The sequence below is a fragment of the Methylobacterium frigidaeris genome, assembly GCF_022179185.1.
Classification (GTDB): Bacteria; Pseudomonadota; Alphaproteobacteria; order Rhizobiales; family Beijerinckiaceae; genus Methylobacterium; species Methylobacterium frigidaeris.
Genome location: NZ_BPQJ01000026.1, coordinates 26,699 through 38,231, shown reverse-complemented (window position 1 = coordinate 38,231; position 11,533 = coordinate 26,699). Strand labels below are relative to the sequence as shown.

At 70.3% G+C, this 11,533-nt stretch carries 10 protein-coding genes and 1 pseudogene; 4 read left to right on the top strand and 7 right to left on the bottom strand.

Annotated elements, in window-relative coordinates; genetic code table 11:
• Positions 1-13 precede the first annotated feature (13 nt).
• Positions 14-799, bottom strand: coding sequence for a 16S rRNA (uracil(1498)-N(3))-methyltransferase (locus MFF64_RS23545; RefSeq protein ID WP_099905796.1), 786 nt, complete (start codon positions 797-799; stop codon positions 14-16).
• Positions 800-1,073: 274 nt separating this feature from the next.
• On the opposite strand from MFF64_RS23545, the gene MFF64_RS23540 reads away from it, so the two are divergent.
• Positions 1,074-1,559, top strand: coding sequence for a hypothetical protein (locus MFF64_RS23540; protein ID WP_207768189.1), 486 nt, complete (start codon positions 1,074-1,076; stop codon positions 1,557-1,559).
• Positions 1,560-1,599: 40 nt separating this feature from the next.
• Positions 1,600-2,541: a 4-hydroxybenzoate octaprenyltransferase gene (gene ubiA, locus MFF64_RS23535; RefSeq protein WP_099905800.1), complete on the top strand. Its 942-nt coding sequence runs from the start codon at positions 1,600-1,602 to the stop codon at positions 2,539-2,541.
• Positions 2,542-2,566: 25 nt separating this feature from the next.
• Here ubiA and MFF64_RS23530 read toward each other — a convergent pair whose 3' ends face one another.
• Complete coding sequence (locus tag MFF64_RS23530) at positions 2,567-3,085, bottom strand: DUF6101 family protein (protein ID WP_099905803.1); 519 nt, start codon at positions 3,083-3,085, stop codon at positions 2,567-2,569.
• 394 nt (positions 3,086-3,479) lie between these two features.
• On the opposite strand from MFF64_RS23530, the gene MFF64_RS23525 reads away from it, so the two are divergent.
• The gene (locus MFF64_RS23525; protein ID WP_099905809.1) at positions 3,480-4,292 is read left to right on the top strand and encodes a 3'(2'),5'-bisphosphate nucleotidase CysQ; all 813 of its coding nucleotides are present in this window, start codon (positions 3,480-3,482) and stop codon (positions 4,290-4,292) included.
• Between the two features lie 432 nt (positions 4,293-4,724).
• Here MFF64_RS23525 and MFF64_RS23520 read toward each other — a convergent pair whose 3' ends face one another.
• The 4 genes and pseudogenes from MFF64_RS23520 to MFF64_RS23505 all read right to left on the bottom strand — a co-directional run.
• Positions 4,725-4,997, bottom strand: a complete 273-nt coding sequence (locus MFF64_RS23520; protein WP_099905807.1) for a hypothetical protein — start codon at positions 4,995-4,997, stop codon at positions 4,725-4,727.
• A 210-nt stretch (positions 4,998-5,207) separates the two neighbouring features.
• Entirely contained in the window at positions 5,208-7,673 is a 2,466-nt protein-coding gene (gene clpA, locus MFF64_RS23515; protein WP_238192575.1) for an ATP-dependent Clp protease ATP-binding subunit ClpA, read from the bottom strand.
• A gap of 21 nt (positions 7,674-7,694) precedes the next feature.
• Positions 7,695-8,078, bottom strand: a complete 384-nt coding sequence (clpS, locus tag MFF64_RS23510; RefSeq protein ID WP_048443496.1) for an ATP-dependent Clp protease adapter ClpS — start codon at positions 8,076-8,078, stop codon at positions 7,695-7,697.
• Between the two features lie 384 nt (positions 8,079-8,462).
• Positions 8,463-8,789, bottom strand: a pseudogene (locus tag MFF64_RS23505) (phasin family protein); the annotation flags it as partial.
• Between the two features lie 327 nt (positions 8,790-9,116).
• Between MFF64_RS23505 and MFF64_RS23500 the strand changes: the two are divergent.
• Positions 9,117-10,601, top strand: coding sequence for a D-alanyl-D-alanine carboxypeptidase (locus tag MFF64_RS23500; RefSeq protein ID WP_238192574.1), 1,485 nt, complete (start codon positions 9,117-9,119; stop codon positions 10,599-10,601).
• A 159-nt stretch (positions 10,602-10,760) separates the two neighbouring features.
• Here MFF64_RS23500 and MFF64_RS23495 read toward each other — a convergent pair whose 3' ends face one another.
• Positions 10,761-11,495 (bottom strand): J domain-containing protein, encoded by a 735-nt coding sequence (locus MFF64_RS23495; protein WP_099906003.1) that lies wholly within the window; start codon positions 11,493-11,495, stop codon positions 10,761-10,763.
• Positions 11,496-11,533: the final 38 nt, after the last annotated feature.

Genomic DNA, 11,533 nt, shown 5'->3' with positions numbered 1-11,533 from the left:
CCTGGGCTCTTCGTCAGACCCTCGCCCGCCCGTCGCCGAGCACGGCCTGGACCAGGGCGAGCACTGCCACGGCGGCAGTGTCGGCGCGCAGGATCCGCGGGCCGAGGGAGAGGCGGACGGTATTGGGACGGTCTCCGATCAGGGTGCGCTCCTCCGGCGTGAACCCCCCCTCCGGCCCGATCACAACGGCCAGCGGGACGGCGCCGTTCCCCGATACGGCGTGGCCTCCCGCCGCGGCGCCAGCCTGGGTCAAGGCCACGACCGGATCGGCTAACGGAGCGTCCTCGTCGCAGAACACCAGCAGGCGATCCGGCGCGAGCCCGGCTAGGGCGTCCGCCAGCGGCGCGGCGTCGCGGATCTCCGGCAGGCTCAGGATGCCGCATTGCTCGGCGGCCTCGATGGCGTTGGCCCGCAGCTTGTCGAGCTTGATCCGATCCCCTTGCGTGCGCCGCGTCACCACCGGCTGGATCAGGCTCGCGCCCATCTCCACCGCCTTCTGGGCGACGTAGTCGAGGCGGGCGGTCTTCAGGGGGGCGAAGAGGTAGTGCAGGTCGCCGGGGAGGGTCTGGGGCCGGGTCTGCGCCCGCAGCACCAGGTCCGCCGCCTTGCGGCCGGTGGGCTCGATCTCGGCCCGCCACTCGCCGTCACGGCCGTTGAACACGAGCACCAGCTCGCCCGCGCCGCGGCGCAGCACCGAGAGCAGGTAATTGGCCTGCGCCCGGTCGAGACTGTGCCGCGCGCCCTCGTGCATCGGAATGTCGAGGAAGAGCCGGGGAGCGTTGAAATCGTAGGCCGCCATGGCCGCCCTGCTCGCCGAGGTGGAGGCGGAATGTCAATCCACCGGCCTGTGGCTCCTTCGCAACACGGGCCGGCGACCGGGGCCGGACCGGTTGCCTTGCGGTGCCTCCCGCACGATGGCGCCACATTCCTGTGCAGAAAGCGCAACGAGGCCGGGAGCGGCACGGAATTCTTCACTATGCCGGGCGCGCCGCCGAGAATGCGGCCGGGACCGGCTTGTCGGGGCCGAGACTTTGGGGCCGAAACTTGGGGCCGGAGCTTTGGGGGGTTGGGAGATGACTCGCATGCGTGTGACCGTGGCGGCGCTGGCCGGAGGCCTGCTCGGCGCGACGCTCCTCGGCGGGGCCGCCCGGGCCCAGGGCGCCGATTGCTCGGCGATCCAGAAGACCCTGACCGAGCGCAAGGACATCGTCGGCAAGGTCAACGCCGCCTCCCAGGGCAAGAAGGCGAAGATCACCGCGGCGGCGGCCTGCACCCTGTTCACCAAGCTCCAGGCCAACGGCAACGAGGGCCTGAAGTGGATCACCGCCAACAAGGATTGGTGCTCGATCCCGGATTCCTTCGTCGAGGGCTTCAAGGCCGATCACGGCCGGGTCTCGACGCTGCGCGGCAAGGTCTGCCAGGCGGCCGTGCAGCAGGCGGCGATGGAGAAGAAGGCCCGCGCCATGGCGGCGCAGCAGCAGCAGCAAGGCGGGGGCGGCGGCCTCCTCGGTGGGCCCGGCCTGACCGGCAGCTTCCGGGTCCCGCAGGGCGCGCTGTGAGCCGGATGCCGATGACGGCTTCGGCACCTCGCAACCGGGCATGAATCCTGCCCCCGACCGTCCGGTCGCCGACGCGGTCACCGGGCACTGGGTCGACCGGCACGCCCCCGAGGCCGTGCGCCCCTACCTGCGCCTCGCCCGCATCGAGCGGCCGATCGGCTGGTGGCTGCTGCTCCTGCCGTGCTGGTGGTCGGCGGCCCTCGCCGCCATCGCGGCCGGCCGGCCGGGCCCGAGCCTGTGGCACCTCGCCCTGTTCCTGATCGGCGCCGTCGCGATGCGGGGGGCGGGCTCGACCTACAACGACATCGCCGACCGCGACCTCGACGCCCGCGTCGAGCGCACCCGCCTGCGGCCGCTGCCCTCCGGGCGCGTGCGCGTGCGCCACGCCCTGATCTTCCTGGTGCTGCAGGCCCTCGTCGGCCTCGCGGTGCTGCTGCAATTCAACGAGACGGCAATCCTCGTCGGCATCGCCTCGCTCGCGCCCGTCGCGATCTACCCGTTCATGAAGCGGGTGATGCCGGTGCCGCAAGCGGTCCTCGGCCTCGCCTTCGCGTGGGGTGCCCTGATGGGCTGGGTCGCCCTGTTCGGCCGTCTCGACGCCCCGGCTTACTGGCTCTACGCCGGCGCCATCGCCTGGGTGATCGGCTACGACACCATCTACGCGGTTCAGGACATCGAGGACGACGAGATCGCCGGCATCAAGTCCTCGGCGCGCTTCTTCGGCACCCGGGTGCGGCTCGCGGTGGCGGGCTGCTTCCTGGCCTGCGTCCTGTTCATCGGCCTCGCCCTGTCCGGGGCCGGGGCCGGCCCGATCGGTCTCGCGGGTCTCGCGCTGTTCGCTGGTCACCTCGCCTGGCAGGTTGGCCGGCTCGATCCGCGCGACGGCGCGGAGGCGTTGCGGCTGTTTCGCAGCAACCGCGATGCGGGGCTGATCCTGTTCTGCGGACTCGCCCTCGACGCGCTCTGGCAAGGATTGATGTAGCCGGTTGAGGAAACCGGGGACGCGATCAGACGCTCTCGCCCTCGGTCATCAGCGCCTCGTCGCGGTAGACCAGGGGGCGCAGCGGCAGGCGGCCGGTCTTGCGGCGGGTGAGGAAGCGCGGCCGGCGGTGGTTCAGGAGGCCGTGCCGGCGGCGGATCCGCACCGCGCCGAGCTTCACCCGGCCGAGCTGCTGGCCCATCGGGGAGACGGCGCCGTCCTCCTGGATCACCACCAGGGGCAGGCCCGATTCGGCGCCGAGCCGGCGCCACACCGCCACCACCTCGTCGTCGCCGTAAGTGCCGAGCCGCATCACCGGGTCGCCGCTGCGGTCGAGCACCATCACGGTGAAGCGGTCCTCCCCGGCGGCATCGCTGGCGTCGCCATCGAGGCAGAGCGCGAGGCTGCCGGCGGCGCTGCCGCCGGGCAGGCGGCCGACGATCGGCAGCGCCGACGGCTCGGCCTGGACCGGGCCGCGGTGGATGACGGGGAGCCCGAAATCACGGCGGGCGGTCTGGCGGTTCGACGAGGGGAATCTGGTGACCATGGATCTGCTCGACGCCCTGTTCGCGTGAGGCGGCGACCTCTGTCGTGTCGTCCGCTGTTGTCACGACATTGGACCGTGCCCGGCTCAGAACGCCTTAAAAGGCAGCGTTAAGCGATGGTTGTGGCGATGCAGATGCGCCGAATGCTCAACGGATCCTTGTCCCGACCCGATTCATTTATCGTTCACCGCCAGTACATGGCAGCGCGGCGTGGCGAAACGCTTCGCTAAGACAATGCGGCATCGCTGCCGCCGCGTCGCGGCCGCGGCGTCCTTGTGGCGCCCGGTGGGGGGGCCTACAACGGAATCAATCTTGGGAATCGATCTTGCTCCGTGCTCCCCCGTGCCCGCCGCGGGTCCGCCGGGCGCTCTCCTCGAACCTTCGGCGGCCGACACCATGCCTCTCCCCGACGACGTGCGCCCGCTCCTGCCTCAGGTCCGGGCGATCATCCGCGAAGCCGCCCTGCTGGCCCTGCCGTATTTCCACCAGGGCGAGCGCACCAGCGCCCGGGTCTGGAGCAAGGCCGGCGGCTCGCCGGTGACGGAAGCCGACGTGACGGTGGACGCCTTCCTGAAGGTGCGCCTGAGCGAGCTGATCCCCGGCGCCGCCTGGCTGTCCGAGGAGACCCGCGACGACCCGGTCCGCCTCGCCCACGACCTGGTCTGGATCGTCGATCCGATCGACGGCACCCGCGCCTTCCTGTCGGGCGATCCGGATTGGTCGATCGCCGTGGCGCTCCTGGCCCATGGCGAGCCGGTGCTCGGCCACGTCGCCGCGCCGGTCACCGCGACCCTCTACGAGGCCGTGGCCGGGGAAGGGGCGACGAAGGACGGAATGCCGATCCGGGTCTCCGGCCAGGATGGCATGGCGGGCGCCCGGGTCACCGGCCCGAAGCCGATGGCCGACCGGCTCGAGCGCCAGCTCGGCCTGGGCGGGACCCCGGGCGCGCTGGTGCGGCTGCCCCGCATCCCGTCGCTGGCCCTGCGCCTGGTGCGGGTGGCCGAGGGCCTGGTCGATGTCGGGCTGGTCTCGTCGGATGCCCGCGACTGGGACCTCGCCGGCGCCGACCTGATCCTGCGCGAGGCCGGCGGGGCCGTCGTCAGCCTCGACGGCCGTGCCCCTGTCTACAACCAGCGGGAGCCGATCCACGGGGAGCTCGTCGCCCTGCCGCAGGCCTTGCGGGAAGTGGTGCTGGCGGGGCTCGCCTGAAGCGCTTCGGCGGGCGGGATCATGCGGGTTCATACGATTTCCGATCCATTGCTTAGCAATGCGGAAATCGGCTTCGCTCAGGCGCCGCGCGGGCTGCTGATACCCTCGCGCCTTCGCCTCGACGTGTCGATGCGACGGCGAGCGGCGCATCGGCGCCGGCGCCCGTGCGGACTTGCCTGGCACCTTCGAACACGTCCGTTCGAAGGCGCGGCGGTATGACATGAGGTCCGGAAGGAGTCGTCCGGAACGCGAGTCAGAGCTTTTTCCCCGCGGCCCATGAAACCGACACAGTCATTCCAGGCTCCGCTGCACGGTCCCGGAATGACGCGGCCGATGTCAGACGTGTCGGGGACGTCGAAACAGCGCTCGATACGACGGGATTCGCCTGGGTCGAGCCTCCGTCGAGGCCTGCTCGGTCCGCCGGCCGGAAGCCTACCGCGCCTCCCGCTTCTCCAGCGCCGCTTTCACCTGCTTCATCTGGTCGAACACCGCGCTCGGCGTTGTGCCGAAGAAGGCGAAACCCGCATTGATCGCCCAGTAGCCGGCGAGCAGGATCAGCGGAACGAGGATCCAGCCTAGGATCTCCTCGCCGATCTTGCGCCGGCGGCGGCGCTGACGGCGCATCTCGCGCCGGGTCGCCTTCGGGGAGGGCGGGGTCACCGTCGCGGCCGGGGCGAGGGGGCCCTCGTTGAGATCTCCGCTCATGGGAACACTCTCATGGGGATCCTCTCACGTCCTCTGTCGCAAGGGCTCGCGCCCTCGCGTGTCCGTCGCCCCGCAAAAGCCGCTCGGGACACGGCCGGGGCCTCAAATGCACATCCCGGCGGGGAGGCCCCGCCGGGATGCGCGTCTCGCGGAGCCTCATACACGGGAGGGGATCCGGGATCGAGGGGGTGTGCCCTCGATCCCGGGCGCTCAAGCCCGGACCAGCGGCACCTTCGGCACCGTGCGGACCCCACCCTCGCCACCGCCCGAGCCGCCATCCTTCGGCTTCTTCGGCGCGGCGCGCGGGCGCTTCTGCTTCTTCGCCGCCTTCTTGGCCGCGATCGTCACGTCCTTCTCGGGCCGCGGCGTCACCGGACCGGCCGGGAAGACGAAGCCGAGGCTCGGCTTCTCGCCGTCCGGCCGCTTGACGATCACCCGGACGGCGCCGCCATCCTTGAGCTTGCCGAACAGCACCTCGTCGGCGAGCGGGGTCTTGATGGTCGACTGGATCAGGCGGGCCATCGGGCGGGCGCCCATGGCCTCGTCGTAGCCGTTCTCGACCAGCCAGTCCCGCGCCTCGTCGGACAGCTCGATGGTGACGTTGCGGTCGGCGAGCTGCGCCTCGAGCTGGAGCACGAACTTGTCGACGACCTTGGCCACCACTTCCTTCGGCAGATGGCCGAAGGACACGGTCGCGTCGAGGCGGTTGCGGAATTCCGGGGCGAACAGGCGGTTGATCGCCTCCTGGTCGTCGCCGGTGCGCTTGTTCTGGGTGAAGCCGAACGCCGCCTTGGCGAGGTCGGCCGCGCCCGCATTCGTCGTCATGATGATGATGACGTTGCGGAAATCGACCTGCTTGCCGTTATGGTCGGTCAGCTTGCCGTGGTCCATCACCTGCAGCAGGATGTTGAACAGGTCCGGATGCGCCTTCTCGATCTCGTCGAGCAGCAGCACGCAATGCGGGTGCTGGTCGATGCCGTCGGTGAGCAGGCCGCCCTGGTCGAAGCCGACATAGCCCGGAGGGGCGCCGATCAGCCGCGAGACGGTGTGCCGTTCCATGTATTCCGACATGTCGAAGCGCAGCATCTCGACGCCGAGGCTGGAGGCGAGCTGCTTGGCGGCCTCCGTCTTGCCGACGCCGGTCGGCCCGGCGAACAGGTAGGCGCCGATCGGCTTGTCGGGATCGCGCAGGCCGGCCCGGGCGAGCTTGATCGAGGCGGTCAGCGCGTCGATGGCGGCGTCCTGGCCGTAGACCACCCGCTTCAGGTTGTCGGTGAGGTGGGCGAGCACCTCCGCGTCGTCCTTCGAGACGGTCTTCGGGGGAATGCGGGCCATCGTGGCGATGGTCGCCTCGATTTCCTTGACGCCGATGGTGCGCTTGCGCCGCCCCTCCGGCACCAGCATCTGCGAGGCGCCGGTCTCGTCGATCACGTCGATCGCCTTGTCCGGCAGCTTGCGGTCGTTGATGTAGCGGGCCGACAGCTCGACCGCGGCCTTCACGGCCTCGGTCGTGTATTTGAGCTTGTGGAACTCCTCGAAGGACGGGCGCAGGCCCTTCAGGATCTCGATCGCGTCCGGGATCGACGGCTCGTTGACGTCGATCTTCTGGAAGCGGCGCACCAGGGCCCGATCCTTCTCGAAGTACTGGCGGTACTCCTTGTAGGTGGTCGAGCCGATGCAGCGTAAGCTGCCGGAGGCGAGCGCCGGCTTCAGCAGGTTCGAGGCATCCATCGCACCGCCCGAGGTCGCACCGGCACCGATCACCGTGTGGATCTCGTCGATGAACATGATGGCGTTCGGATGCGCCTCGATCTCCTTCATCACCTGCTTGAGGCGCTCCTCGAAGTCGCCCCGGTAGCGGGTGCCGGCGAGCAGCGTGCCCATGTCGAGGGAGAACACGGTGGCGTCGGCCAGGACCTCCGGCACCTCGTGCTGGATGATCTTGCGGGCCAGCCCCTCGGCGATCGCGGTCTTGCCGACACCGGGGTCGCCCACCAGCAGCGGGTTGTTCTTCTGCCGGCGGCACAGCACCTGGATCGTGCGCTGGACCTCGTTCTCGCGGCCGATCAGCGGGTCGATCTTGCCCTCGCGGGCCTTCTTGTTGAGGTTGACGCAATAGGCGTCGAGGGCATCGCCCTTCTTCTTCTGACCGCCGCGCTCGTCCTCGGGGCCGCTCGGGCGCTCCGCCGGACCGTCCTCGTCGGCACCGCGCACGGGCTTGCCCTCGGACAGGCCGGGGCGCTTGGCGATGCCGTGGCTGATGTAGTTGACCGCGTCGTAGCGGGTCATGTCCTGCTCTTGCAGGAAGTAGGCGGCGTGGCTCTCGCGCTCGGCGAAGATCGCCACCAGCACGTTGGCGCCGGTGACCTCCTCTCTCCCTGAGGACTGCACGTGGATCACCGCGCGCTGGATCACGCGCTGGAACCCCGCCGTGGGCTTGGCGTCCTGCCGACCGTCGCCTGTGAGATTGGCGAGCTCGGTGTCGATGTACTCGACGAGGTTGCGCTTCAGCAGGTCGACGTCGACGTTGCAGGCCCGCATGACGGCGGCCGCGTCCTGGTCGTCGACCAGGGCCAGCAGGAGATGCTCGAGCGTGGCGTACTCGTGTCGGCGCTCGCCCGCCAGCGCCAGGGCGCGGTGAAGAGCTTGTTCAAGGCTGCGTGAGAAGCTGGGCAAAGCGGGCCTCTTAGCTGGTGCCTATTTCTTTTCCATGACGCATTGCAGAGGATGTTGATGTTTCCGCGCAAAGTCCATGACCTGCGTCACCTTGGTCTCGGCGACCTCGTAGGTGAATATGCCGCACTCGCCGACGCCGTTCTGGTGGACGTGCAGCATGATGCGGGTCGCGTCCTCGCGCGACTTGTTGAAGAAGCGCTCGACCACGTGGACCACGAATTCCATCGGGGTGTAGTCGTCGTTGAGGAGCAGCACGCGGTAGAGGTTCGGCCGCTTGGTGCGCGGCTTCGTCCGCGTGATCACGGCGGTTCCCGATCGCCCGTCGCCGTTACCGTTCCCGGGCGCGCGGGGATTGGCCGCGACCGGCCTGGTGGAGGGTTCTCCCTGCCTCGGGACCTGAGCCATCTGAATCGTACCGACCTCGCTCTGGCGACCGCGCCGAACCGCGGGCCTCCCTCTGGCGGGGGGCTCGGTTGGTCGTGCGGGACGGCAGCCTATCACGTCGGCTGCCGGTGCCGAGCCTAATCTATAGGCCGAGTCGGCGCTTCGCCAGTCGGCTGCGCGCTCTTGTCGTGCAGGCCCCGCGGGAGGGCCCGAAACGCGCGCGACCGGCACGGGATCCCGTGCCGGTCGCGGTCGCGATGATAGAGCGGCGGCCCGAGGGGCCGTCCGCCCTCGCGTGAGCCGTGCTTACGCGGCGTCCTGGATCTTGTGGGTCTCGTCCTCGACCTTCTTCAGGCCGTCCTTGGCCATGCCGACGGCGCGGTCCTGGGCCTTGAACGCCTGCTCCTGAGCCTTCGCGACGATGCCCTCGAACGGCTTCGCCATCTCCTTGGCGAGGTTCTGGTAGAGCTCGGTCATCTTGGTGGTCTGCGCCACGAGACGCTCGTACGAGGTCTTCATGTACTCGGTCTGGATCTCGAGCGCCTTGTCGAGCGAGCGCACGCCCGCGAGCTTCTCGAGGGTGGCGGTGCCGTGCTCGAAGGACTGCTTGGCGAAGTCGGTCGCCTCGACGGCGATCGCCTGGCTCGCCTTCGACAGGGTGCCGAAGCTGCGCAGCATTGCGTCCATGCCGTCCTTGCCGAACTTCTGGGCCGCCTCGGCCTGCTGGCTGATGTTCTGCTGGTTCATGGTGTAGCGGCGCCCGAGGGGGCGCCCCTCCTCGCGCGGCGTTCTGGGCTTCGGCGGGGCGCCCGCGCCTCGCGCCCCGCTGACCTGCAATATGTGCACCGCACAAAATCCGTCAAGAGCCGATTGTGCATTGCACAATGAGGCGAATTCGAGCGCCGAAATTCGCCTCGGATTAACCGGGGCGTAACCGCGCCTCCCTAGCCTGATTGACAGTGATGCCGCTGCGCCACGCCGTCTTCGCGGGGCGCTGTCGGTCCAAGGGCGCCGCCCCCGTCGCAGGCGCCCTCTTCCATCGAGTGGGGTATCTGCGTGATGCGTTGCGTTCACGGCCAATCTGGACCCGCGCTGCCGGCCGTGCTCGCCGCCGCGGCGGTGCTGACGGCGCTCACCGCCTCGCCCGCCGAGGCGCGCCGGCGCGCCCATCACGGCGGCGGAGGCTACAACCCGCCCTATGCCGCGATGGTGGTGGACGCCAAGACCGGCCGCGTGATGCACGCGGTCAACGAGGACGCCCTGCGCCACCCGGCCTCGATCACCAAGGTGATGACGCTCTACCTGCTCTTCGAGCAGCTCGAGCGCGGCAAGATGGACCTCGACACGCCGCTGACGGTCTCGGCCAACGCCGCCCGGATGCCGCCCTCCAAGCTCGGCGTCCGCCCGGGCTCGACGGTCACCGTCGAGGAGGCGATCAAGGCGCTGGTGACGAAATCGGCCAACGATATCGCCTGCGCCATTGGCGAGAACATCGCCGGCTCGGAAGCCGCCTTCGCCGAGATGATGACCCGCAAGGCCCATGCGCTGGGCATGACGCGCACCCACTACGCCAACGCGTCGGGCCTGCCGGATTCCGACCAGATCACCACCGCCCGCGACCTGACGATCCTCGCCCGCGCGATCCAGGACCGGTTCCCGCGATACTACCGCTACTTCCAGACCCGCTCCTTCGCCTTCAAGGGCCGGGTGATCGGCAACCACAATCACCTGCTCGGCCGGGTCGAGGGCGTCGACGGCATCAAGACCGGCTACACCCGGGATTCGGGTTTCAACCTGATGACCTCGGCCCGCACCGGCGACCGCCACATCGTGGCGGTGGTGCTCGGCGGCAAGTCGGGCGCGAGCCGCGACAACATCATGGCCAAGCTCGTCCAGGCCAACCTGCCGGTGGCCTATGCGGGCGCCCGCACCACGGCCCCGGTGATCGAGGTGGCCGAGCGGCCGCGCCCCGCCGTGGTGGCCGAGCGCCCGGTCGCGACCCGCACCCTCGTGGCCTCCGCCGACGAGGACGATGCGGTCGAGACCACGAACTCCACCGGCCAGCCCCTCGACATCGCCCCCCGCGGCGGTGCCACGCCGCAATCCTCGCCGAAGTGGCGCGCCGCTGCCGTCGGCGCCGTGCCGGCGAGCGCCCAGGCCTACGCCCCCGCCACGACGGCGGCCTTCCCGGCCGCCAACGGCAAGTACGCCTCGCGCCTGCCGGCCTCCGAGCCCGGCGAAGCCCGGGCGCCGGCCCCGCGCGAGGCCGCTTCACCCGCCGCCAAGCCCGTCACGGTGACGCCCTGGGTGATCCAGCTCGGCGCCATGGACGACGAGGGCAAGGCGAAGTCGATGCTCACCGAGGCGCGCCAGCGGAGCGGCGGGGCGCTCGGCAAGGCCGCTCCCTTCACCGAGAAGGTGACCCATGGCGGCACCACGCTCTATCGCGCCCGCTTCTCCGGCTTCTCCGAGGCCGAGGCCGCGCAGGACGCCTGCCGCGCGCTCAAGCGCAACGGCTTCACCTGTTTCGCGACCCGGAGCTAGCGGGCTTTCCCGCTCCGCGAGGGGAGGGCTCTACGCAGAATGCAAGGGAGCGGGTCCCCTCTCGCACACGGGAGAGGGAACCCCGCGCCAAGTTCATCACCGTCGAAACCCCGCCGCGGCGCGTCCCTGCCGCGGTTTCGTCGACACGCGCGTGGAGTATCAGCGATGTCGGTTGAGCAAAAAGTCCTTGGCCGCGTTGACGCGGGCCGCCAGGTAGTCGGACCCGCCCTGGTCCGGGTGAAGCCGTTTCATCAGGGTGCGGTGCGCCCGGCGCACCTCCCCGAGGGGCGCCCCGCGCTGAAGCCCCAGGATCTGATAGGCCTCCTCCTCCGTCATCGGCCCTGGCTGCGCCGCACCGCCCGGCCGCGGGTCGCGATCAGCCTCAGCGTCTACGCGCCATCCGGAAAACCGGCGGTCCAGATAAGTCTCTAGCAGCCGGGCGCCGTCCGGGTCGCTCGCGCGGCACTCGGACAGAAGCGCGACGAGGCGCGGCAGGCCCAAGCCGTCGAGGGCCTGGCCCGCCAGGGAGCCTGCCAGCACCGTGCCGCGCATCGCGCCGCTGGCATGGTCGAGTTCCATCTCCAGCATGGCGGAGCGGACGCGCGAGGTCGCGTCCTGGCGCCGCGCGGCGGTGGTGCCGAGACCAACCCTGCCGAGGCCGAAGGGCAGGGGAGAGCCCTGCCGCCAGCCGAGCAGCCAGGCGCCGCCGAGGCCGAGCGCCCCGGCCATGTCGAAGCGCCCGCGCAGGAACAGGAAGGCCGCAACGGCGAGCGCCAGCCAGCCGCCGGCCTGGCGGACGACCCGTGCGATCGTCGTGGGGTTTGCCGTCGCGTAGTGGCGGCCAAGCCACCACAGGCCGACGAGGACCAGGACACCGAGGCCGAGGGCGATCATGCGTCTTCCATCACCCTCAGGTGCGCGCGGGGACGCCG

Bases quoted from the DNA above. Each gene is read 5' to 3' on its own strand.
- MFF64_RS23545 (WP_099905796.1), bottom strand. From the start codon at position 799: ATGGCGGCCTACGATTTCAACGCTCCCCGGCTCTTCCTCGACATTCCG.
- MFF64_RS23540 (WP_207768189.1), top strand. From the start codon at position 1,074: ATGACTCGCATGCGTGTGACCGTGGCGGCGCTGGCCGGAGGCCTGCTC.
- ubiA (WP_099905800.1), top strand. From the start codon at position 1,600: ATGAATCCTGCCCCCGACCGTCCGGTCGCCGACGCGGTCACCGGGCAC.
- MFF64_RS23530 (WP_099905803.1), bottom strand. From the start codon at position 3,085: ATGGTCACCAGATTCCCCTCGTCGAACCGCCAGACCGCCCGCCGTGAT.
- MFF64_RS23525 (WP_099905809.1), top strand. From the start codon at position 3,480: ATGCCTCTCCCCGACGACGTGCGCCCGCTCCTGCCTCAGGTCCGGGCG.
- MFF64_RS23520 (WP_099905807.1), bottom strand. From the start codon at position 4,997: ATGAGCGGAGATCTCAACGAGGGCCCCCTCGCCCCGGCCGCGACGGTG.
- clpS (WP_048443496.1), bottom strand. From the start codon at position 8,078: ATGGCTCAGGTCCCGAGGCAGGGAGAACCCTCCACCAGGCCGGTCGCG.
- MFF64_RS23500 (WP_238192574.1), top strand. From the start codon at position 9,117: ATGCGTTGCGTTCACGGCCAATCTGGACCCGCGCTGCCGGCCGTGCTC.
- MFF64_RS23495 (WP_099906003.1), bottom strand. From the start codon at position 11,495: ATGATCGCCCTCGGCCTCGGTGTCCTGGTCCTCGTCGGCCTGTGGTGG.